The 21,431-nt window shown below is 70.6% G+C and carries 19 protein-coding genes; 12 read left to right on the forward strand and 7 right to left on the reverse strand.

Features of this window, described 5'->3' with window-relative positions; translation table 11 throughout:
- Positions 1–10: 10 nt before the first annotated feature.
- Genes ACQP0P_RS08550 through ACQP0P_RS08560 form a run of 3 tightly spaced genes read left to right on the forward strand, consistent with a single transcriptional unit; the run spans position 11 to position 1,979 of the window.
- Positions 11–676: a glycosyltransferase family 2 protein gene (locus ACQP0P_RS08550; protein ID WP_433373220.1), complete on the forward strand. Its 666-nt coding sequence runs from the start codon at positions 11–13 to the stop codon at positions 674–676.
- Entirely contained in the window at positions 673–1,368 is a 696-nt protein-coding gene (locus ACQP0P_RS08555) for a TIGR04282 family arsenosugar biosynthesis glycosyltransferase (protein WP_433373223.1), read from the forward strand. Before ACQP0P_RS08550 ends, ACQP0P_RS08555 begins: the two co-directional genes overlap by 4 nt.
- On the forward strand, positions 1,368–1,979 hold the full coding sequence (locus tag ACQP0P_RS08560) for a class I SAM-dependent methyltransferase (RefSeq protein ID WP_433373226.1): 612 nt from the start codon (positions 1,368–1,370) through the stop codon (positions 1,977–1,979). Before ACQP0P_RS08555 ends, ACQP0P_RS08560 begins: the two co-directional genes overlap by 1 nt.
- A gap of 81 nt (positions 1,980–2,060) precedes the next feature.
- Here the strand turns inward: ACQP0P_RS08560 and ACQP0P_RS08565 are convergent, their stop codons facing one another.
- Positions 2,061–4,106, reverse strand: coding sequence for a beta-galactosidase (locus ACQP0P_RS08565; RefSeq protein ID WP_433373229.1), 2,046 nt, complete (start codon positions 4,104–4,106; stop codon positions 2,061–2,063).
- A gap of 193 nt (positions 4,107–4,299) precedes the next feature.
- Entirely contained in the window at positions 4,300–4,860 is a 561-nt protein-coding gene (locus ACQP0P_RS08570) for a MauE/DoxX family redox-associated membrane protein (protein WP_433373232.1), read from the reverse strand.
- Between the two features lie 494 nt (positions 4,861–5,354).
- Between ACQP0P_RS08570 and ACQP0P_RS08575 the strand changes: the two genes are divergently transcribed.
- Complete coding sequence (locus ACQP0P_RS08575; protein ID WP_433373235.1) at positions 5,355–5,741, forward strand: RNA polymerase sigma factor; 387 nt, start codon at positions 5,355–5,357, stop codon at positions 5,739–5,741.
- A gap of 30 nt (positions 5,742–5,771) precedes the next feature.
- Here the strand turns inward: ACQP0P_RS08575 and ACQP0P_RS08580 are convergent, their stop codons facing one another.
- On the reverse strand, positions 5,772–5,972 hold the full coding sequence (locus ACQP0P_RS08580; protein WP_433373238.1) for a hypothetical protein: 201 nt from the start codon (positions 5,970–5,972) through the stop codon (positions 5,772–5,774).
- A 388-nt stretch (positions 5,973–6,360) separates the two neighbouring features.
- On the opposite strand from ACQP0P_RS08580, the gene ACQP0P_RS08585 reads away from it, so the two are divergent.
- The 7 genes from ACQP0P_RS08585 (at position 6,361) to ACQP0P_RS08615 (ending at position 16,400) form a co-directional block, all read left to right on the forward strand.
- Positions 6,361–8,649 carry a TIM-barrel domain-containing protein gene (locus ACQP0P_RS08585; protein ID WP_433373241.1) on the forward strand — a complete coding sequence of 763 codons (2,289 nt, stop codon included), beginning with the start codon at positions 6,361–6,363 and terminating at the stop codon, positions 8,647–8,649.
- A 9-nt stretch (positions 8,650–8,658) separates the two neighbouring features.
- The gene (locus ACQP0P_RS08590) at positions 8,659–9,963 is read left to right on the forward strand and encodes an ABC transporter substrate-binding protein (protein WP_433373244.1); all 1,305 of its coding nucleotides are present in this window, start codon (positions 8,659–8,661) and stop codon (positions 9,961–9,963) included.
- Positions 9,964–10,043: 80 nt separating this feature from the next.
- Positions 10,044–10,922 carry a carbohydrate ABC transporter permease gene (locus ACQP0P_RS08595; RefSeq protein WP_433373247.1) on the forward strand — a complete coding sequence of 293 codons (879 nt, stop codon included), beginning with the start codon at positions 10,044–10,046 and terminating at the stop codon, positions 10,920–10,922.
- On the forward strand, positions 10,919–11,734 hold the full coding sequence (locus tag ACQP0P_RS08600; RefSeq protein WP_399526645.1) for a carbohydrate ABC transporter permease: 816 nt from the start codon (positions 10,919–10,921) through the stop codon (positions 11,732–11,734). Before ACQP0P_RS08595 ends, ACQP0P_RS08600 begins: the two co-directional genes overlap by 4 nt.
- 117 nt (positions 11,735–11,851) lie before the next feature.
- Positions 11,852–14,791, forward strand: coding sequence for a glycoside hydrolase family 3 C-terminal domain-containing protein (locus ACQP0P_RS08605; RefSeq protein WP_433373251.1), 2,940 nt, complete (start codon positions 11,852–11,854; stop codon positions 14,789–14,791).
- Positions 14,792–14,952: 161 nt separating this feature from the next.
- Positions 14,953–15,819: an aldo/keto reductase gene (locus ACQP0P_RS08610; RefSeq protein ID WP_433373254.1), complete on the forward strand. Its 867-nt coding sequence runs from the start codon at positions 14,953–14,955 to the stop codon at positions 15,817–15,819.
- A 101-nt stretch (positions 15,820–15,920) separates the two neighbouring features.
- The gene (locus ACQP0P_RS08615) at positions 15,921–16,400 is read left to right on the forward strand and encodes a TIGR00725 family protein (protein ID WP_433373257.1); all 480 of its coding nucleotides are present in this window, start codon (positions 15,921–15,923) and stop codon (positions 16,398–16,400) included.
- Positions 16,401–16,575: 175 nt separating this feature from the next.
- Here the strand turns inward: ACQP0P_RS08615 and ACQP0P_RS08620 are convergent, their stop codons facing one another.
- Positions 16,576–17,043: a hypothetical protein gene (locus ACQP0P_RS08620; protein WP_433373260.1), complete on the reverse strand. Its 468-nt coding sequence runs from the start codon at positions 17,041–17,043 to the stop codon at positions 16,576–16,578.
- Between the two features lie 590 nt (positions 17,044–17,633).
- Between ACQP0P_RS08620 and ACQP0P_RS08625 the strand changes: the two genes are divergently transcribed.
- Positions 17,634–18,419 carry a GRAS family protein gene (locus tag ACQP0P_RS08625; RefSeq protein ID WP_433373263.1) on the forward strand — a complete coding sequence of 262 codons (786 nt, stop codon included), beginning with the start codon at positions 17,634–17,636 and terminating at the stop codon, positions 18,417–18,419.
- A gap of 73 nt (positions 18,420–18,492) precedes the next feature.
- On the opposite strand, the gene ACQP0P_RS08630 is transcribed toward ACQP0P_RS08625, so the two are convergent.
- The 3 genes from ACQP0P_RS08630 to ACQP0P_RS08640 are packed head-to-tail and all read right to left on the reverse strand — an operon-like array spanning position 18,493 to position 21,361.
- Positions 18,493–18,990: a S26 family signal peptidase gene (locus ACQP0P_RS08630; RefSeq protein ID WP_433373266.1), complete on the reverse strand. Its 498-nt coding sequence runs from the start codon at positions 18,988–18,990 to the stop codon at positions 18,493–18,495.
- Entirely contained in the window at positions 18,987–20,828 is a 1,842-nt protein-coding gene (locus tag ACQP0P_RS08635; RefSeq protein ID WP_433373269.1) for an ABC transporter ATP-binding protein, read from the reverse strand. The genes ACQP0P_RS08630 and ACQP0P_RS08635 overlap by 4 nt, the downstream gene beginning before the upstream one ends.
- Positions 20,825–21,361 (reverse strand): TlpA disulfide reductase family protein, encoded by a 537-nt coding sequence (locus ACQP0P_RS08640; RefSeq protein ID WP_433373272.1) that lies wholly within the window; start codon positions 21,359–21,361, stop codon positions 20,825–20,827. The genes ACQP0P_RS08635 and ACQP0P_RS08640 overlap by 4 nt, the downstream gene beginning before the upstream one ends.
- Positions 21,362–21,431: the final 70 nt, after the last annotated feature.

Raw genomic sequence — 21,431 nt, forward strand, 5'->3', positions numbered from 1 at the left:
GCTTCGGACCATGGGGATCGACGTGGTGCTGCCCTGCCTGGACGAGGAGGCGGCCCTGCCGTGGGTGCTCGGACGCATGCCGGAGGGCTACCACCCGATCGTGGTCGACAACGGCTCGACCGACGAATCCGCGCGGGTCGCCGCCGAACTCGGCGCGACGGTGGTGTACGAACCCAGGATCGGGTTCGGTGCCGCCTGCCACGCCGGGCTGACGGCCGCGACGGCGGACATCGTGTGCTTCATGGACGCCGACGCGTCGCTGGACCCCGGGCAACTGCCGCGGGTCGCCTCCCCGGTCATGACCGGGGAGGCCGACCTGATCCTTGGCCGCCGTACCCCGCGTCCGGGCGCGTCGTGGCCGCTGCACGCCCGGCTCGGCAACGCCGTACTGGCCGGTCGTCTCCGCCGCCGGACCGGTGCCGCCCTGCACGACCTCGGGCCGATGCGAGCGTGCAGGCGCGCCGACCTGCTCGCCCTGAAGCTGGCCGACCGGCGCTCCGGCTACCCGCTGGAGATGGTGCTGCGCGCGGCCACCGCGGGCTGGCGGATCGGTGAGGCCGAGGTGGACTACCTGCCCAGGACAGGCCGATCGAAGGTGACCGGTACCCTGCGCGGCACGCTGCGGGCCGTCGGCGACATGCGCCGGATCCTCACCGGCCGAGGGGACGGGGTGTGAGCCGGGCCAGGTCCGCGCGGTACGGCGCCGGCCCACTCGGTCCCGGGCGGATGGGGCCGTCCGAGGCCCAGATCGTGGTGATCGCCAAGGAGCCGGTACCCGGGAGGGTCAAGACCCGCCTCACCCCGCCCTTCACCCCGCGTGAGGCCGCGGCACTGGCGGCCGCCGCGCTGGAGGACACGCTGCGGACGGTCTCCCGCGTACCGGTGGCCCGCCGGGTGCTCGCGCTCGACGGCACCGCGGGAGCCTGGCTCCCTGAGGGGTTCACCCTGCTGCCGCAGCGCGGCTCCGGGCTGGACGAGCGGCTGGCGGCGGCCTTCGACGACGCCCACCGGCTCCTTCCCGCGCCCATCGTGCTCATCGGTATGGACACCCCGCAGGTCACCGCGGCCATGCTGGCCACCGCCCTGTCCCTGCTCGGCCCGTACGACGCGGTGTTCGGCCCGGCGACCGACGGTGGGTTCTGGCTGCTCGGCCTGCGTGTCCCCGATCCCGCGCTGCTGCTCGGCGTCCCGATGTCGGAGCCGACCACGGGTGAGATCCAGTTGCGGAGACTGAACGAGGCCGGGTTGAGCATCGCCACGATGCCGCGCCTGACCGACGTGGACACCCCGGCGGACGTGTTCGCCGTGGCCGCGCTGACTCCACGCTCCCTGTTCGCCGCCGCTCTGGCCGGAACGGGCACGCCGTAGTGATCGGCCTGCTCTATGCGGAATCCCTCAAGGGCGCCGCGGTGGAGATCGAGCACGCCGACGGCACCCGCCGGCCGCTGGACTCCGCCCGCTGGCTCCGGCCGGCTCCGGGTGACGAGGCGATCCTCTCCAGGTGCCTCGCCCCCGTCCTCGACATCGGGTGCGGGCCCGGCCGGTTCACCGTCGAGCTGGCCCGCCGTGAGGTGCCCACACTCGGCATCGACATCACCCCGTACGCCGTTCACCTCACCCGCCGCGCGGGCGGCCTCGTCCTGTGCTGCGACGTGTTCGGCCCCGTCGTCGGCAGCGGGCACTGGGCCACCGCGCTCCTCGCCGACGGCAACATCGGCATCGGCGGCGACCCGCACGCACTTCTCCGCCGCGTCCGCGAACTCGTCCGGCCGGGCGGGCAGATCCTCACCGAGGTCGAGCCCCCCGGCGTCGCCAGCCGCGTTGACCGGCTCCGCCTGCGCGGCCTCGGCCTCACCGGCGACTGGTTCACCTGGGCCAGGGTCTCCGTGACCGACTTTCCGAGCATCGCCCGGTCCGCCGGATTCACCGAGGTCGACTCATGGCAGGCCGACGACCGGTGGTTCGCCCGCCTGCACTGAGCTGAGACGGGAACCCCGGCAACGCGGTGGCTCGCCGACCCTCACCGGCGAATACCGAGAATCGGCAATCAGGGATCCGGGTCAACCGCGTGCTCGTACGGCGAAACCGCCGGGAGGCAGGCGCAGGCCCGCCACCTGCTGTTCCTCGTCACCGTGGTTGATGGCGAACAGCCAGTCACCGCGCCGGACGAGTTCCACGGGGGCGGGTTCCAGGCCGAGCAGGCGGGCGTAGCCGTCGTCGGTCAGGCGGGTGGAGACGTACAGGGCGGTGCCGGAGCCGTACGGGTGGCGGGTGATCGCGGGCCGGCCGGAGAGCGGGGTGCCCAGGGTGTGTGGGCCGGTGTAGACGGCCAGTGCCTCGGCGCCTTCCAGGTGCACGTGCTCGCTCCAGAAGGTGCCGGTCTCCGCTTGCTCGGAGGCGAAGGTGCCGGCTCCGGGGCGGGACCGCGTGGGGGTTTCGGCTTCGGTGGGTACGGGGGCGGCTGGGCGCGGGCCGGATCCGTTCGGGGACGGGGCGGACAGGGTGAGGGTGACCTCGGGGGGCAGCGGGTGGAACTCCTCGACCCTGATGCCCAGGAGGTCGCGGAGGGCGCCGGGGTAGCCGCCGAGGCGGACCCGGGCGTGCTCGTCGGCGACGCCGCTGAGGTAGGAGACCACCAGGGTGCCGCCGCCGGAGACGTAGCGGCGCAGGTTCTCGGCGTCGGCGTCACAGATGAGGTAGAGGCTCGGGACGAGCACCAGCGGGTACGCCGACAGGTCGGCGGAGGGGGGCACGAGGTCGGCGGTGACGCCGTGCCGGTAGAGCACCCGGTGCGCCTGGCGTGCCGCCTCGGTGTGGTTCAGCTCGGTGGAGGGCAGGCCGGGGGCCTGGAGCGCCCAGTTCGCCTCGACGTCCCAGAGGATCGCGGCCCCGGCCTCGACGGGGGCCGCGCAGGCGTCCTTCAGCGTGGGCAGCAGCGCGCCCAGGTCGCAGATCTCGCGGAAGACCCGCGAGTCGGGTCCGGCGTGCGGCACCATGCCCGCGTGCCAGAGTTCGGCGCCGCCCCGGGAGGCCCGCCACTGGAAGAACATCGCTCCCCGCGAGCCCCGCGCGATGTGCGACAGGCTCAGTCTGGTGATCTCGCCGGGGCGCTTGGCCAGCATCCGGGGTCCGGTGTAGGTGACCACCGCCTGCTCCATCAGCAGCCAGGGCTTCCCGGTGGCCGGGCCTTGCGCCGGGGCGTCGGCCGAGCCGTGTGCCGGGTCCGAGGCCCAGCCGCGGGCCAGGTCGGCGGCGAAGGCGGTCTCGGCGGGTGGGTCGGCGGACGGATAGTGGTCGATCGCCACCAGGTCGACCTCCGCGGCCCAGTGCCGCTGGTTCACCGGGACCCAGTCGCCGAGCACGAAGTTCGTGGTGATCGGGAGGTCCGGGGTGAGCTCGCGCAGCACCGCCTTCTGCTCGCGGAAGTGGTCGAGCATCGCGTCGGAGACGAACCGCCGGAAGTCCAGGACCTGGGCGGGGTTGGGCAGGTACTGGGTGGTGCGGGGGGTGGTGATCTGCTCCCAGGCGGAGTAGTGCTGGCTCCAGAACGAGGTGGTCCAGGCGTCGTTCAGCGCCTCCAGGGTGCCGTGCCGTGCCTGGAGCCAGGTTCTGAAGGCGGTGGCGGCGTGGTCGCAGTGGCAGGTGGTGCCGTACTCGTTGTGCACGTGCCACATGGCCGGCGCCGGGTGGTCGCGGTAGCGCTCGGCGAGGGCACGGGCGATCCGGACGGAGGCGGCGCGGTAGGCGGGGGAGTGCACGCAGTAGGTGTCGCGGCTGCCGTGGGTGAGCCGGGTGCCGTCGGGGGTGACGGTGCGGGCGTCGGGGTGGGCGAGGCCGAACCAGGGGGGTGGGGAGGCGGTCGGGGTGGCCAGGTTGACCCGGATCCCGCCGGTGTGCAGCAGGTCGAGGACGCGGTCGAGCCAGCCGAAGTCGTAGGCGCCCGGTGCGGGTTCCAACCGTGCCCAGGAGAAGACCCCGACGCTGACCAGGTTGACCCCGGCCCGCCGCATCAGCTCGACGTCCTCCTTCCAGACCTCCTCGGGCCACTGCTCGGGGTTGTAGTCCCCGCCGTAACACAGTCCGCCGAACCCTCGGGGCCAGTCCACCGGCCGCTCCCTTATTTGGATGGTATCCAAACTAATTATCCACAGGTAGGGAACCTGACTCAAGCCGTGGTCGTGGGCCGGGTCCGTCCCGGGCTTGATCCTCGTGGGATAGGCGCGAGCTGTTCCAGTGCCGCCCGCACGGTCTCGCCGGTTGAGGGGCCGGGGCCGGACGAGCACGTGCGTGCTTTTTGCTTCACCGGGGGCTGTGGGAGGCGCCGGTGCTCTCGGCGATAGGTTTGAACAGTTCCACCAGGTCGTCGATGACGGTGAACAGGCCCCCTAGTATGAGGCCGCCGAAGACCGCTATCGCCACCCCGCCGGCTTCTACGGGGCCGGTCGCCGGAGTGACGGCTGCGCCCATCAATGCGAATGCCGTCAGGGCGATGTTCCGCATGATGTGCTGGATTCCGAGCGGGGTCGTCGTCGAGACGCCGAAACAGCGGCAGGGGATGTGCGCACCACGGCGCAGCGTCAGCGCGATACTAATTGTGAAGATTATCAACAGGCCGGCCGCAATTGTGAAACCGGCGACCGCCGCAGTCGGTGTAGGCACCACGAGTAGCACGCACGCAGCGAGCTCGGCGGCCATCACGCCCAGTGCCACTGGCCTGGCCAAGGTCTGGGGCAACAGCCGCATATCGCGTACTGACTCTACAAAGGCATTGGTCGCGTCCCGATTCGCCGCCTTACCGATGAACGAGGAGACAAACACCACACCGATCAGGCAACGGATCCCTATCTCCAGGTAATTCACCGGTCACTCCCTGAGCTTGCCTCCCGGAACGTATTACGTGGACAGCTCGTCGTATCTCAACGTCCCAGAACATGGCGGCGGCTTTTGAACTTTACACATACGTTTCCGTTACATCTAGCGTCCTGGTCATACTTGGCGATCTCTGATGCGTTGTTCCTGGTAGCCGGCTCGCCGAGTGCGGGTCGGATGGCGTGGTCGCCACATCGGCCGGCGCTGGATCTTGTCGGCGGCGGGTGCGGTCGATCGGTCGCTCCCGGTAAGCGCGTCAGGCCCCGCCCGGCACCGGCCCTCCGTCTCCGCCGACACATCCGACGCCTACACGTCCGACGCCGGGGTGATCCGGCTGTCCCTGCGAGATCCGGAACGGTTCGCCGAGATCTTCCACCGGTACTTCACCGCGATTCATCGGTACGCCTCCGCCAGGCTGGGCGCCGACGCCGCGGACGACGTCGCGGCGGAGACGTTCCTCGCGGCCTTCCGGCAGCGGGAGCGCTATGACCTGTCCCGTCGTGACGCGCGCGTGGCTGTTCGGCATCGCCACCAACCTGATCAGACGGCACCGCAGGGACGAGGTGCGCCTGTACCGCGCCCTGGAGCGGGCCAGGGACGCCTCCGTTACCGGCTCGGGCGTGTCACCGGTGGACCGCGCCGAGGCCGACCTCGCGCAGCGCCGCCTGGCGGGTGCTCTTGCCGTGCTGAAAGCCGGTGACCGGGAGGCACTCCTGCTGGTCGCCTACGGCGAGCTCAGTTACGCGGAGGCCGCCGACGCCCTGGGCATTCCCCCGGGCACCGTCGGATCCCGCCTGAACCGGGCCCGTAAGCGGGTCAGGGAAGTCCTGAACACGGGCATCGCAAGCAAGGGGAGACGACACGATGGATGAGATGAACCTGCTTCGTGACCGGGCCGAGGCTCAGCCCGCTCCGCGGCCCGAGGTCGTCGCCTCGGCACTCGACCGCCTCCGCAGCGCCGCCGGGGAGCCCGAGCGGGCGGCCCGGCGTTCAATCCGGCTGCTCGGCTCGCGCTGGAGGCTCACCGCGGCGGGCTCGCCGGCCGCGCCGCGGCGATGGTCCCGCCCGGTTCCGCGCCTCGCGGCCGCGATCGTCGCGGCCACCGCGGTGGCGGTGACGACGACGGCGATCTCACGAGGTTCCGGCGAGGACAGACGGGAACAAAACCCTGTGCGCCCCCGGTGGTTTCGAAGACTGACCGAATCCGGGTCAGCCGGCGAACGCGACGCTCGCGGACGCCGGGGTCGAGGCGGTCGAGGCGGATGATCATCCGCCTCGACCGCCTCGCTGTGTGAACGGTCGTGTCCGGCTCCAGGCTCGGTGCCCGGCCCGGTCCACGGCCATGCGGGTGAAGGTCTTTCCCGCCCCGCCCCGGGTGCGGGCGGCTGCAGAGCGTGGGTGAGCGGGGGGCTCGGCAGGTGGAGCCATTGACGTTTGTTGGTTTGGACGCAAAACTAATTCCGCTACAGGATGCCGAGAGCTGGAGTTCCCATGCCGTACCGTCCCCCGCTGGTCGCGCACGAGTACTTCGTCGCCGATCCGCCGGAGCTGCCCGTCCGGTCGCACGGCGAGGAGGGCCTGTCTGCGCTGATCTCGGCGGAGCCGGTCGCCTCGGACGCGGCCGGGGTGATCCTGAAGGCGGTGACCTCCGCCGAGGAGACGCTCCTGGTCCAGGTGAGTGTGGCGGGCGAGGGGGTGATCCGGGTCCGGCTCGGGCAGGACGCGGACGCGCGGACCCGGTCGGCCGCCGCGATCTCCATGGTCACGCCGGGAGAGTTCGCCGGGGCGCGGGTGGAGAGCCTGGACGGGACGATCCTGCTGGACGCGGGCTCGCTCCGTGCGGAGATCACCCTGGCGCCCTGGCACCTGAGGTTCACCGACGCGAGCGGGGTGCCGCTGGTGGAGCAGGACCGGGGGCACACCGACATCAGTGGCCGGTTGCGCACGCTGCCGTTCGGCCGCTCCAGCTCGAACGGTGCGGTGGTCGGCTACCACGAGAGCTTCGCCGCCCCCGCCGACGAGGCGTTCAGCGGGTTCGGCGAGTCGTTCACCCGGCTCGACAAGCGCGGCCAGCGGCCGGTCATGTGGAACTTCGACGCGTTCGGCGCCGAGTCGCAGCGGGCGTACAAGAACGTTCCGTTCTACCTGTCCAGCAGGGGCTACGGCGTGCTGGTGGACAGCGGGACGCCGGTGGAGTTCGACGTCTGCCAGACCACGCACAGCTGCGTGCAGATCGTGGTCCCGGACGACCTGATCGACTACTACGTGATCGCCGGGCCCACCCCTTCCGAGGTGCTCGGCCGGTTCGACCTGCTGACCTGCGCGCCGCTGCTCCCGCCGAAGTGGGCGTTCGGCACCTGGATCTCCTCGGGGTTCTTCGTCGACACCCAGGAGCGGGTGATGGCCAGGGCGCGGACGATCCGCGAGCGCGGCATCCCGTGCGACGTGCTTCACCTGGACACCTACTGGCAGACCGACGGGCACTGGTCCGACCTGCGCTGGGACGCGGGCGGCTTCCCCGACCCGACCGGCATGCTGGCCGAGCTGGACGAGATGGGGTTCAAGGTCTGCCTGTGGATGAACCCGTACATCTCCCATCTCAGCCCGGCCTTCCCGGCAGCGGCTGAGAACGGATATTTCCTGAAAAAGCCTGATGGCGAGGTCTACGTGGCCGACTGCTGGCACGGCTCCTACCCGGCCTGCGGCATCGTCGACTTCACCAACCCGGCCGCCACCGAGTGGTTCCAGGGACTGCTCCGCCCGCTGCTCGAACAGGGCGTCCAGGTCTTCAAGACCGACTTCGCCGAGGGGGTGCCGCACGACGCGGTCGCGGCCAACGGGATGTCGGGCACCGACCTGCACAACGTCTACACGCTGCTCTTCAACGACGCCGTCTCCGAGGTGACCCGTGAGATCGCCGGGCACGGCATGGTCTGGGCGCGCTCGTCGTTCCTCGGCGGCCAGCGGCACTCGGCGCAGTGGAGCGGCGACACCTTCACCAGCTACCCGGCGATGGGCAGCACGCTCCGTGGCGGGCTGGCGCACGGCCTGTCCGGCGTCCCGTTCTGGAGTCACGACGCGGGCGGGTTCACCGGCCGCCCCACCGACGACCTGTACGTCAGGTGGACCCAGTTCGGCGCGCTCTCCCCGCTGCTGCGGCTGCACGGCACCACCAGCCGGGAGCCGTGGGAGTTCCCCGAGGTGGAGGCGGAGGCGGTCGAGGCGCTGCGGCTGCGCTACCGGCTGATGCCGTACCTCTACACGGCGGCCGTCGAGGCCGCCGCGACCGGGGCGCCGATGATGCGGGCGCTCTGCGTCGACTACCCCGATGACCCGGTGGCCTGGCAGGCGGACCTGGAGTATCTCCTCGGCCGCGACCTGCTGGTGGCGCCGATGACCTCACCCGAGCAGGTCAGGAAGGTCTACCTGCCGGCCGGGCGGTGGGTGGACCACTGGAGTGGCGAGGTGCTGACCGGCGGCAGGTACGTCACGGTCGCCACGCCGCTGGACCGCATCCCGCTGTTCGTCAGGCACGGCGCGATCATCCCCGTCCTCGCCGAGCCCGGCGTCGCCGTCGGGGACGGGCCGTTCGGGGAGATCACCCTGGTCGCGTACGGCGTGGGCGAGAGCAGTACCACCATCTCCGACCACGACGGGGACACCACGATCACCGCGATGCCCGAGGGCGAGGGCCTGCGGGTGACCGTCTCGGGGAGCGCGCGGATCGCGGGCGTCGAGCTGCTGGGGGCCGGCGTCCCGATCGTCATCACCACCATCTAGGAGAAGACCATGTTCAACCTGAGAGTCGGTGTCGCCACGGTGGCGGCGCTCGCGGCGCTCGCCGCCTGCGGCGGCACCGAGCAGGCGGCGGACAAGCCCGCCGCGGACGGCCCCCGCGTCCTGAAGCTCTGGCACTACGAGGGCGCCGACAGCGCGATGGGCAAGGCGTGGGCCGAGGCCGTCAAGCAGTTCGAGGCGACCCACCCGAACGTGACGGTCAAGTTCGAGGAGAAGGCGTTCGAGCAGATCCGCCAGTCGGCGGGCATGATCCTCAACTCGGACGAGGCCCCCGACGTCATGGAGTACAACAAGGGCAACGCCACGGCGGGCCTGCTCTCCAAGCAGGGGCTGCTCACCGACCTCACCCCCGAGGTGACCAAGCGCGGCTGGGACAAGCTGCTCAGCCCCTCGATCCAGACCACCGCCAGGTATGACGAGCGCGGTGTGATGGGCGCGGGCAAGTGGTACGGCGTCCCGAACTACGCCGAGTACGTGATGGTCTACTACAACAGGGACGCCTTCAAGAAGGCGGGCGTCGAGGTGCCCACCACCTACGAGGAGTTCACCGCCGCCCTCGACACGTTCGTCAAGGCGGGGACCACCCCCATCGCGGTCGGCGGCGCCGAGTATCCGGCGCAGCAGATCTTCTACCAGCTCGCGCTGAGCAAGGCGCAGCGCTCCTGGGTGGACGCCTTCCAGCTCTACAAGGGCAAGGTCGACTTCAAGGGGCCGGAGTTCAAGTACGCGGCCGACACCTTCGCCGACTGGGTCAAGAAGGGCTACGTCGAGGCGGACTCCGCCGCCATCAAGGCCGAGGACATGGGCGTCTCCTTCATCGGCGGCAAGTACCCGATCCTGGTCTCCGGCAGCTGGTGGTACGGCCGCTTCGTCAGCGACGTCAAGGACTTCGAGTGGGGCTCGTTCCTCTGGCCGGGCAACACGATGAGCGCCGGGTCCAGCGGCAACGTCTGGGTCGTCCCGGAGAACGCCAAGAACAAGGACCTCGCCTACGACTTCATCGACATCACCATGAAGAAGGACATCCAGAACCTGCTCGGCAACTCCGGCGGCATCCCGGTGGCCGCCGACACGGCCGCGATCACCGATGAGAAGAGCAAGGAGCTGATCGAGAACTTCAACAGGCTCTCGGCCTCCGACGGGCTGGCCTTCTACCCCGACTGGCCGGCGCCCGGCTACTACGACGTGCTGGTGGCGGGCGTGCAGAACCTCATCAACGGCACCAAGACCCCCGACGCGGTGCTGGACGAGATCGCCGCTCCGTACCACGAGAACCTCGCCGACATCGGTAACTGACCCCTCCCACGGCCCGCGCCGTGACGATCACGGTGTCCCGGCGCGGGTCGTACGCACAGCACAGAGAAAGGAGACCTCCGATGCCGAGGTCTCGTGACCGCGGGTACCGGGTGTTCCTGCTGCCGAGCGCCGTGCTCTTCACCGCGGTCATCGTCGTGCCGTTCCTGATGAACGTCGGCATCGGCTTCACCCGCTGGCAGGGGATCGGCGACCCGAGGTGGATCGGGCTGGAGAACTACACCCGGCTCCTCGCCGACGAGCGGTTCTGGTCCTCCTTCCGCAACAACGTCGCGCTCATCGTGGCGATGGCGATCGTCCCGACGCTCGTCGGCCTCGTCCTGGCCGCCACGCTCTTCGACTACGTGGGCAAGAAGGTCGGCCCCCGCGCGGCCGGCGTGCTGCGGGCCGCGTACTACCTGCCGCAGGTGCTGCCGGTCGCGGTGGCCGGGATCGTCTGGGGCTGGATCATGCACCCCAGGTTCGGGGCGCTCAACGAGCTGCTCGGGCTGCTGGGGATGGAGCCGAGGAACTGGCTGGGGGACCCGGGCTGGGCGCTGCCGAGCGTCATGGTGATCATGGTCTGGTTCCAGATCGGCTACCCGGTGGTCATCTTCATGTCCGGGCTGCAGCGGGTCGACCCCGCGCTGTACGAGGCCGCCGAGATGGACGGCGCCTCGTGGTGGCGGCGGTTCTGGCACATCACCATCCCGCAGATCCGGCCGGAGATCTACGTGGTCCTGCTGACCTGCACGATCGCCGCGCTCAAGGTGTTCGGGCCGATCTTCGTGCTGACCAGGGGCGGACCCGGCGGTGCCACGCTCGTGCCCTCCTACTTCAGCTACCAGAACTTCTTCGAGAAGGCCAACGTCGGCTACGGCGCGGCGATCGCCACCGTGCTCACCCTGGTGATCATCGCGGTGACGGTCTTCTTCCTGCGGGTTCAGGACAGGGAATCATGATCCGGAAGTACTCGGTCCTGGTCTCGCTGGTCGTGCTGGCCGTCGTGATGCTGGTGCCGTTCGTCATCGTCACGCTCAACGCGGTCAAGTCACCGGCCGACTACTCCTCGGGCGGGCCGCTGAGCCTGCCGAGCGAGCTGTACCTCGACGGGATCGTCGACTTCTGGAACCGGGTCGACTTCGGCGGCAAGCTCTGGAACAGCCTGCTGATCAGCGGCTCGGTGGCCGTGCTCGCGACGGTCCTGTCGGTGCTCAACGCCTACGCGCTCGGCATCGGCAGGGTGCGCGGGCGGGTGTGGATCCTGGTCGTCTTCCTGGTGGCCAACACGCTGCCGCAGGAGGCGCTGGTCTACCCGCTGTACTACCTGGCCAAGCAGGCCGGTCTCTACGACACCAGGCTCGGGGTGATCATCATCTTCACGGTGATCCAGAGCGCCTTCGGGACCTACCTGCTCTCCTCGGTGCTCGGCCGCTTCCCGCACGAGATCCTGGAGGCGGCGGCCCTGGACGGGGCGGGCAGGTGGCGGGCCCTGTGGCGGATCGTCGTGCCGATCAGCAGGCCCACGCTGAGCGTGCTGCTCGTCTTCTTCTTCATCTGGACCTGGAACGAGTTCTTCCTGCCCCTGGTCTTCCTCATCTCCAACGAGAACCAGACGGTTCCGGTCGCCCTCGGGGTGCTGCAGGGGGACAAGATGATGGACGCCACGATGTCCAGCGCCTCGGCGCTGCTCGGCATCCTGCCCGCGGTCGCCTTCTTCCTCATCTTCCAGCGGACTCTGACCCGCGGCGTGACCGTGGGCGCCGTCAAGTGAGCCGTCAAACGAACTCTCCGCCGAGCCCCGACGGGGCTCCCGACGCCGTACGCCGCTCGGGGGCGGACGGCGTCCCCAGACCCGCAGTTCTTCGACTCCCCCTGACCTGGAGGCGAGATGTCCTTATCGACCAAGGCAGCGACCAGGGCCGTCGCGGCCGTGGCCGCGACGGCCCTGACCCTGGGGTTGTGCGCGGCCCCGGCCCGCGCGGCCTACGAGTACCCCTTCCGTGATCCCTCGCTCCCGCTGAGCCAGCGCGTCGACGACCTGCTCGGCCGGCTCACCCAGGCCGAGAAGATCTCCTGGCTCCACCAGTACCAGCCCGCGGTGGACCGCCTGGGCATCGGGCTGTTCAAGACCGGCACCGAGGCGCTGCACGGCGTCGCCTGGTCCACCGACATCGACAACGGCGGCAGCGTGGTGACCGCCGAGGGGACCGTGTTCCCGCAGGCCGTCGGCCTGGCCAGCACCTGGAATCCCGACCTGATCAAGAAGGTCGGCGCCGCCGTCGGCGACGAGGCCAGGGGCTACCACGCGGAGAACCCCCGGCTGTGGGGCCTGCAGCTCTGGGCGCCGGTGGTCAACCTGCTCCGCGACCCCCGCTGGGGCCGCAACGAGGAGGGCTACTCCGAGGACCCGCTGCTCACCGGCGCGATCTCCACCGCGTACGGCTCGGGCATCCAGGGCGACGACCCGGACCACCTGCGGGCGGCCCCGGTGCTCAAGCACTTCCTGGCCAACAACAACGAGGTCCGCCGCGACACGACCTCCTCCAGCCTGCGCCCGCGCGTCCTCAACGAGTACGACGTCCCGGCGTTCAAGACCGCGCTGCAGGCGGGCGCGGCCACCGGTGTGATGACCGCCTACAACCTGATCAACGGGCGGCCCGCCACGGTCACCGACCTCAACTCCACGGTCAGGACCTGGACCGACAGGCCGCTGTTCAACGTCTCCGACGCCGGCGGGCCCAACAACCTCACCGGCTCCCAGGGCTACTTCGCCACCCAGGCCGAGGCCGCCGCCGCCATGCTCAAGGCGGGCGTGGAGAGCTTCACGGTGAACGACACCAACGCCGCCCCGACGGTGGCCGCGGTCAACGAGGCGCTGACGCGAGGGTTGCTGACCCAGGCCGACATCGACACCGCGGTACGCAACATCCTCGGCATCCGGTTCCGGCTCGGCGAGTTCGACCCGGACGGCGGGCCGTACGGGAAGATCACCAAGGACGTGGTCGACAGCCCCGCGCACCGCGCGCTGGCCCGGCGGACCGCGGCCGAGGCGGCGGTGCTGCTGAAGAACTCCGGGAAGACCCTGCCGCTCAGCCCCGCCAAGAAGGTCGCGGTGGTCGGCCCGCTGGCCGACACCCTCTACACCGACTGGTACTCCGGCAGGCTGCCCTACGAGGTCACCCCGCTGGAGGGGATCAGGGCGCGGTCCGCCGCCGCCGTCACCAGCGAGGGCGTCGACCGGATCGCGCTGAAGTCCGGCGGCAGGTACCTCACCGCGGGCACCGGGGCCGGTGCCGACCTGAAGCTCTCGGCGACCACCGCGGGCGCGACCGAGCAGTTCGACGTCTTCGACTGGGGCCAGGGGATCGTCACCCTGCGCAGCGTCGCCAACGGCAGATACGTCAGCCGGGCGAACTGGTCCACCCTGGTCAACAACCAGGAACAGCCCACCGGCTGGTTCGTCCAGGAGCAGTTCAAGCTGGAGGCGCAGGCCGACGGCACGACGCTGCTGCGCTACGCCGGCTACGAGACCGCCTACGACTGGTTCGGCCCGAACAAGTACGTCAAGGCCGCGGCCGACGGCACGCTCAGCCTGACCACAGCCGAGGACGCCACCCGCTTCGAGAAGGAGACGGTGCGCAGCGGGATCGCCGAGGCGGTCGCGGCGGCGAAGGGCGCCGAGGTGGCGGTGGTCGTGGTCGGCAGCATGCCGTTCATCAACGGCCGTGAGGACCACGACCGGACCGACCTCGGTCTCGCCGAGGGACAGCGGGCGCTGGTGGAGGCGGTGCACGCCGCCAACCCGAACACCGTGGTCGTGCTGGAGAACAGCTACCCGACCACGATCGACCGGCTGCAGGAGAAGGTCCCGGCGATCCTGTGGACCACGCACGCCGGAGCCGAGACCGGCAACGCGCTGGCCGACCTGCTGTACGGCGACGCCAACCCGGCCGGCCGCCTCACCCAGACCTGGCCCAGGGCCGGTGCCACCCTGCCGGACATCCTCGACTACGACATCGTCAAGACCGGTGCGACCTACCTGTACTCCAAGGCCAAGCCGCTGTACGCCTTCGGCCACGGCCTGAGCTACACCACGTTCGGCTACCAGGGCCTCAAGGCCACCGCCAGGAGCGATGGGTACGAGGTGAGCGTCAAGGTGACCAACACCGGCTCGCGCGCGGGCGACGAGGTGGTCCAGCTCTACACCCACCAGCACGCCTCCCGGGTGGAGCAGCCGGTCAAGCAGCTGCGCGGCTTCCAGCGGGTGCGGCTGGCCCCGGGGGAGTCGAAGACGGTGCAGTTCTCGCTCAAGACCGCGGACCTGGCCCTGTGGGACGTGACCAGGGGTCGCTTCGCGGTGGAGCCGTCCACCCACGACGTCATGGTCGGCTCGTCCTCGGACGTCGTCCGGCAGCGCGTGACCGTACGGGTGGACGGCGAGCGGATCGGTCCCCGCGATCTCACCCGGCCCACCCGCGCCGCCGACTTCGACGACTACGCGGGGGTCGAGCTGGTCGACGAGACCAAGGTCCGCGGTGACGCGGTCGGCGCCTCGGCGGGCGAGTGGATCGCCTTCAAGGACGCGGACTTCCGGGCCGGGGTCACCGGCGTGCGGCTCGGGGTCGCGGCGAGTGCCGCCTCCTCGGTCGAGATCCGGCTCGGCTCCCCGACCGGCAGGCTCGCCGGGACCGTGCCGGTGACCGCCACCGGCGGGAACTACTCCTGGGCCACCGCCGGCGCCCCGGTCACCGGCGTACGGGGTAAGCAGGACGTCTACCTGGTCTTCAGGGGTGCCCTGCGGGTCAAGGACGTGACCTTCACCCGCTGACCGCCCCCGTTCCTCCACCTGGCCCGCTCCCGCCCCCCTCGGCGGGAGCGGGCCAGGTGCGTAGTGGGGGTCCGTGGGTAATGGCGGAAGGAGAGGAGATCTGCTGTGATTTCTCTCCGTAGTCACGGTGAAAATTCGGTTTGGTAGCAGGGGAGAGCATTATGACGACCACGAATCGCCCGGCCGAGGCGTCGGGCCAGTTCGCCATCGGGGGCGACCTCACGGTCAACCGCCTGGGGTACGGGGCGATGCAGCTCACCGGGAAGGGCGTGTGGGGGGAGCCGAGCGACCCCGAGGAGGCGGTCCGCGTGCTGCGCCGCGCCGTCGAGCTGGGCGTCACCTTCATCGACACCGCCGACTCCTATGGCCCGTTCGTCTCCGAGCTGCTGATCAGGAAGGCGCTGCACCCCTATCCCGAGGACCTGGTCATCGCGACCAAGGCGGGGCTCACCCGGTCGGGCCCCGACGACTGGCGCCCGGTCGGCCGCCCCGAGTACCTGCGCCAGCAGGCCGAGCTGAGCCTGCGCCACCTCGGCGTGGAGCGGATCGACCTGTTCCAGCTGCACCGCATCGACGCCAAGGTGCCCCTCGCCGACCAGGTCGGGGAGCTCGCCCTGCTGCAGCAGGAGGGCAAGATCCGGCACATCGGCCTCAGCGAGGTCAGCGTCGGGCAGGTCGAGGAGGCGGGCAGGTACGCGAGGATCGTCTCGGTGCAGAACCTCTACAACCTCGCCCAGCGCGACGCCGAGCCGCTGCTGGAGTACTCCGAGGCCAACGGCATCGGCTTCATCCCGTGGTTCCCGCTCGCCACCGGCAAGCTGGCCGAGGAGGGCGGCCCGCTCGCCGAGGCGGCCAGGGCACACGGCGCCACCCCGTCCCAGCTCGCCCTGGCCTGGCTGCTGAAGCGCTCCCCGGTGATGCTCCCCATCCCCGGCACCTCGAAGGTCGCCCACCTGGAGGACAACATCGCCGCCGCGGGCGTCGAACTGACCGACGACGAGTTCGCGGCCCTGTCCAAGGGGGCCTGAGAGTAACGTCGCCGCCGGTCCCACCGGCGGCGACGTTACTCTCACACCGTGATGTCGGCGTACGGCCAGGCCGGTTCACCGCTCGCTGGAAAGGTCTCATCGTGACGATTCAGGTAGCGGTTTGCGGTCCGCGTGACTGCACCGGCGAGGACGAGTCCAATGCCCGCGAGATCGGCCGGCTGCTGGCGGAGCGCGGCGCGGTGGTGATCTGCGGTGGTTACACGGGAGTCATGGCCGCCGTGGCGTCCGGCGCCCGCTCGGCGGGCGGGACGGTGGTCGGCATCCTGTCCCGAGCGGACCGGGAGCATGCCGGCCCGGACCTTTCCATCGTGATCCCGACCGGCGTCGGGGAGGCGCGAAACAACATCATCGTCAACTCGGGCGACGCGGTGATCGTCGTCGGTGGATCGTGGGGCACCTTGTCGGAACTGGCGCTCGCGATGCGCCACGGCCGCGCCCCGGTGGTCCAGCTCGGCGGCTGGCGGTTGCTCGACGGTGCGGGGCGTCCGGTCGCCGGCGTCAGGTACGTCTCGTCCCCGCAGGAGGCGCTGGCGGCCACCGGGCTCTGGCCTGACCACTGACTCCTTTGGACATTGCCCGGCCCCGGGCAATGTCCAAAGGAAGGGCCCACGCTCACGCCCCGCTGTACCCCGTCGGCCAGTTCGCCGATCGCGGGGAACGAGCCACCGCGGCCGGGGTGTTCCCGTGGCCAAGTCCGCGTCGTGGCACCTGTCGGTACGGAAACCGTGGACGAGGTCAGCCGCGGGCGCGGTTGACGGCGGTGGAGACCGCCAGCGGGATGGCCAGCAGGCCCAGCAGGGTGAGCTGGGTCATTCTCGCTTCCAGGCCTCCGCATTCCGTGGGGTCGTCGCCGAACCAGGGGATCAGCGTTCCGATGGGCGGGCCGCAACTTCCGACCGGCCACAGGACCAGCGCCAGGATCAACGCGAATAGCAGGACCAGCCATTGCTGCGCGCCGGACGACTCCAGTTCGGGCTCGAAGCGGCGGCGCCACTGGCCGTAGGCCCAGAAGTAGAACGCGAGCGCGAGCAGGTTGAAGATCGTCAGGGACGTGCCGGGGTGCTCCCAGAGCAGCACGAAATGCGCTGCGGCCACCGCGACCAGGACGGCGGTGAACCACCAGGCCAGGTGCCAGGGCACCGTCCACGGGCCGATCCGCGCCCACCTGGTCGCCTTCTCACCGCCGTCGCCCCTGTTTCGCATGGCGACGAGCATGGCTCATGCCGCTTGTGAGCGACTTGGAACCGGATAGGGCGGCGACCGACTCGCGGGTGAGACGGACTGGGAACCGCGTCATCGCGATGTGCCGATCCGCCGCCGGTCCGGGCACCTGGTCGACGGTCCTGCTGAGGCCCGAACATCGCCTGGTGTGCTCCATCGGAGCACTAAGCCGATTCCAAAGCGCATACAAGTCAATTCCAAGAGTGCTGTCCAATTATGCGCTTGACGAGGAGAAAGCAGGCGGGAAGACGTTTTCCCGGCTCAGGGATCTTCTCGTGGGGGCCGACGTCATTCTTTCACGGAAAAAGTCACCGGGAGAAACGAGAGGCAGCGCGTACGGATCGGTGCGTAGTGGTCCCATTCGAAATCGAGATTCACTCCGACCATGGACCCAAATGGGCGCCCGAGCCGTCAGACGACCGGCTTTACCGGCCGTGCCCTGCTCCCCGAACGTGCCTGGCGGCGCAGCGGACGCGTGCCGTGGCCTGGCCACCTTCCGGAGTGCGGCGGAAAAGACACTCGCGGCCCATGCCACCGGGCAGCCGTCATGCACAGAAGTAAAGAGGACCAACGTGAGTGTTCATGCATTCGACATGCTGTGCCGCGCCGTGGAAGAAACGGACGCGGGCCGCACTGACACCGCCCGGCGCTGGCTGGACAAGCTACGCGGCCTGATCGCCCCCGAGAAAGTGGGCGATGACTTCCTCTACCTGCTCTACCACGACGCCTTGGCCCGTCGGCTCGGCACTCACCAGGATGAGCGGGACAATCTGTATCTGTGCCGTTTCGAGCGGCCGCAAATCGAGTTGTTCGACCTGGTTGCCGAACACCTGCCGGTGGTGATTCTGGCCGGTCGTATCGGCGGTGCGCTGCTCGCCGGTCACCTCGCCGGGCGGGACACGGCCACCCTGATGTCGGTGGGCATAGGCTCGGGAGGCCAGGAGGCGGCGGTGCTCGCCGCGCTCGCGAGTCGCGGCCAGGCACCCGGGCGGCTGACGGTGATCGGGGTGGACCCCGCAGTGGGCAGCCTCCACCAGGCCGAACGATCCATCCGCGACACTCGTGTCCCGCTGGACTTCCATCAGGTGCCCCGCTTCGCCGAGCACATGACCGACGAGGACTGGGAGCTGGTGCGCCGAGCACCACGCCCGCTGGTGGTGAACGCCGCATTCGCGCTGCACCACCTGCGGGACACCGCGTCCGGCGCCGATGAGAGGAACACGTTCCTGGCGAAACTGCGCGATGCGGAGCCGGACGGCGTAGTACTGTGCGAGCCGGACTCCGATCATCATCGGGTGGCACTGCCCGAGCGGTTCCACAACTCGTGGCGGCACTTCGCGGTGCCGGCGCACGGGTAGGTGATGGCCGACCGGCACGGGCCGGCAGGTCCGTGCCGGTCGCGGGCGCTGTGCGGCCTACTGCCGGGCCTGGCTACGGGCCGGGATCCGGCCACGGCGGCGATCCCGACCGGCGTCCGCGGTCGGCGGCGACCTGGTCCGTGACCCGCTCCCGGGCGCCCAGGCGGCGGGACACCACACCGAGCAGCCGCCCCCCGGAGAAGTAACCGAACCTCCGGGAGTCGACGCTGGCGGCGGGGTTGTCGCCCAGCAGTACCAGGCAGCCCGCCGGTACCCGGGCGCCGGGGGCGGCCCGCGTGGCCACCGCCACCTCCCCGGGCACCGGGTCGCCGGGCACGGCGGCCGCGCGCTTGATGATCCACTGTCCGGGAGGGACCGGATTCGTCATCACCACGACCTGCCCCGGGTGGACCGCGGCCAGGGACGCCCGGCGGATCAGGAGCCGCTCGCCCTCCCGGTAGGTGGGTTCCATGCTCACCCCGTGTACCGTCACCACGAGGAAGCGCCGCCGGGTCCAGAGCAGGCCCGCCAGGACCGCCGCGGCGAGGACGCCCAGGAGCGGCCCGGTCACGGTTTTGCCCCGGTGACGGCGACCTCGTCCCGGTAGCCGTCCGCCTGGAGACGGAACAGCCGCGCGTACGGGCCGTCCGCCCGGTACAGCTCGTGGTGGTCGCCCCGCTCGGCGATCCGCCCGTCCTCCAGCACCACGATCAGGTCCGCGTCGCGAACCGCGCCGAGCCGGTGCGAGATGAGCAGGCTGGTCCGGCCCGCCCGCAGCAGCCGCAGCCGGCGGTGGACCTCGTGTTCGGCCTGGGCGTCCAGCCCGGCGCTCGGCTCGTCGAGGATCATCATGTCGCAGTCGTCCCGGAGCAGCGCCCGGGCCAGTGCCAGGCGCTGCCACTGCCCGCCGGACAGGACCACCCCGGTGACCGGGTCGTCCCTGTCCGCCTCCATGAAGAAGGTGCGGCTCAGCATGGTGTCGTACCCGTGCGGCAGCCGCCGCACGATGTCGTCGACACCCGCCCGCTCCGCGGCGGCCACGATCCGATCCCGGTCCTCGATCGCGGTCAGGTCGCCGAGCCCGATGTTCTCCGCCGCGGTGAAGTCGTAGGACATGTAGTCCTGGAAGACCACTCCCAGCCGTTTCCTGAGATCGACGGCGGGTACGTCCCGCAGATCGATCCCGCCCCAGTGAATCGAGCCGGACGTCGGCTCGTAGAAACGGCACAGGAGTTTCACCAGCGTGCTCTTCCCCGCCCCGTTCAGGCCGACCAGGGCCACGGTCGACCCGTGGGGAATGGTCAGGTCCACCCCGCGCAGGATCCACGGATGGTCCTCGCTGTAACGGAACCAGACATCACGCAGCTCGATGTCGCCGGCCGGGGGGAGCCGCCGGGGCCGGGCCGGCGGTGGCAGGTCGGGCTCCAGCCGCTCGACGGCCAGGTAGTGGCCGAACATCAGCAGCTCCTGGTGGGTGTAGGCCGCCTGCTCCGCCAGGGAGGTCAGCGACGTCTGCACGGAGGCCACCGCCACCACGAACATGGAGATGTCCCCCGCGGTGCCCGAGCCGTTCAGCGCCGCACCGATCGCCATGACCAGCCCGGCCCCCGCCGTGCCCGCGCTCACCAGGCTCAGTGCCGCCTGCGTGATCAGCTCGCGGCGGTCCAGTCGCCGGTGCTGCCCGTTCGCACGCACCCGCTCGGCCCGCATCCGCCCGCGGAGGAAGTCGCCGAGCCCGAAGAGCCGGATCTCCTTGGCCGCCTGCACATCGCCGAGCAGCCGGGCGTAGAAGATCTCCCTGCGTTCGACGGGGCTGATGTTCCACATCAGCCGGGCACGGCGGCGGCTGAGGGAGATCTCCGCGATCAGCGTGGGCACGGCGGCGCCCAGCACGGCCACGGTGATGATCGGGCTGATCACCGCGAGCGAGGCGACGAAGCCAAGCACCGTGATCACGCTCTGGGCGATGCCGAGCGTGCCCTCGACGATCTGGCCCGGCGTGTGCCGGGCGGCCTGCTCCGCCAGGCGCAACCGGTCCAGGAAGGCGGGATCCTCGAACCGCGACAGCCCGGTGAAGCCGTTCACCGTCGTGTACAGCCGGTCCTGGGTGCGGAGCGCGATCGAGCGGCCCAGCTCCGCCCGGAGGTAACGGCACGCGTGCGGCAGCGCGAGCGTCAGCGCCCCGACGGAGGCCAGGACGATCGCCGCGGTCATGACGCGGCCGTTCTCGCCGGTCAGCCCGTCCAGCACGACCTTGGTCAACCAGGCGGTCGCGACCGGCGCGGCCGCGGTGACCACGGTGAGCGCCGTGTACCCCAGCAGCAGCCGGGGCGCCGCCTGCCACCCCAGGCGCAGCGCCGCGCCGAGCTCCCCCAGCCGCGACCGCCGGTCCTCTCCCCGTGCTGTCATACCGTGACCGGGTTCGGCAGCGCCGAGAGGTCGAATCCCGCCGCGGTGATGACGCTCTCGCCGTCCAGGACGCAGAACGTGGGAAAGGCGCTCACCCCGAAGGCGGCGGCCACCGGCCCCCCGTGCGCCTCCACGACCACCCGGGAGACCCGGGCCAGCGCGACCCGCATGTCCTCGGAGTCGTCGGTGCCGGCGATCACCGCGAGTACCCGGCCCCGGCCGCCGGGCAGCGCCGCGGCGTACGCGGTGAACTTCGGCAGGTTCTCCGTGCACGGCCCGCAGCCGGGTGAGAAGAAGCCGACGAGGGTGCCCGGTTCGAGCGCGTGGCGGGACACCGGCTCGCCGTCGGTGCTCAGCGCGTCGAAGTGCCCGACCACCGATCCGGCCTCGGGCAGCCGCGCGCCGCCCGCCCCGGGCCGGTCGGCCAGCATACGGGTGTGCTCCTTCAGCCGCCGGACCACCGCGAGCATCAGCATGAGGTTCAGCCCGCAGAGCACGCCCAGCACGACGACGGCGGCGATCAGATAGGGCATCGTGTTCGTTCCTCTCCACTGGTGGCCCGCCGGCCGGCGGGAGTACCGGCCGGCGGGAGCGAGATCCGGG

It is taken from the genome of Streptosporangium sp. CA-115845 (genome assembly GCF_050943795.1).
In the GTDB taxonomy this organism is placed as follows: domain Bacteria; phylum Actinomycetota; class Actinomycetes; order Streptosporangiales; family Streptosporangiaceae; genus Streptosporangium.

What these genes read in the sequence shown, in the direction of transcription:
- ACQP0P_RS08640 (WP_433373272.1), bottom strand. Translation starts at nt 21,361, where the DNA reads ATGCCCTATCTGATCGCCGCCGTCGTCGTGCTGGGCGTGCTCTGCGGG.
- ACQP0P_RS08595 (WP_433373247.1), top strand. Translation starts at nt 10,044, where the DNA reads ATGCCGAGGTCTCGTGACCGCGGGTACCGGGTGTTCCTGCTGCCGAGC.
- ACQP0P_RS08575 (WP_433373235.1), top strand. Translation starts at nt 5,355, where the DNA reads ATGACCTGTCCCGTCGTGACGCGCGCGTGGCTGTTCGGCATCGCCACC.
- ACQP0P_RS08620 (WP_433373260.1), bottom strand. Translation starts at nt 17,043, where the DNA reads ATGCGAAACAGGGGCGACGGCGGTGAGAAGGCGACCAGGTGGGCGCGG.
- ACQP0P_RS08600 (WP_399526645.1), top strand. Translation starts at nt 10,919, where the DNA reads ATGATCCGGAAGTACTCGGTCCTGGTCTCGCTGGTCGTGCTGGCCGTC.
- ACQP0P_RS08635 (WP_433373269.1), bottom strand. Translation starts at nt 20,828, where the DNA reads ATGACAGCACGGGGAGAGGACCGGCGGTCGCGGCTGGGGGAGCTCGGC.
- ACQP0P_RS08610 (WP_433373254.1), top strand. Translation starts at nt 14,953, where the DNA reads ATGACGACCACGAATCGCCCGGCCGAGGCGTCGGGCCAGTTCGCCATC.
- ACQP0P_RS08585 (WP_433373241.1), top strand. Translation starts at nt 6,361, where the DNA reads ATGCCGTACCGTCCCCCGCTGGTCGCGCACGAGTACTTCGTCGCCGAT.
- ACQP0P_RS08550 (WP_433373220.1), top strand. Translation starts at nt 11, where the DNA reads ATGGGGATCGACGTGGTGCTGCCCTGCCTGGACGAGGAGGCGGCCCTG.
- ACQP0P_RS08590 (WP_433373244.1), top strand. Translation starts at nt 8,659, where the DNA reads ATGTTCAACCTGAGAGTCGGTGTCGCCACGGTGGCGGCGCTCGCGGCG.
- ACQP0P_RS08605 (WP_433373251.1), top strand. Translation starts at nt 11,852, where the DNA reads ATGTCCTTATCGACCAAGGCAGCGACCAGGGCCGTCGCGGCCGTGGCC.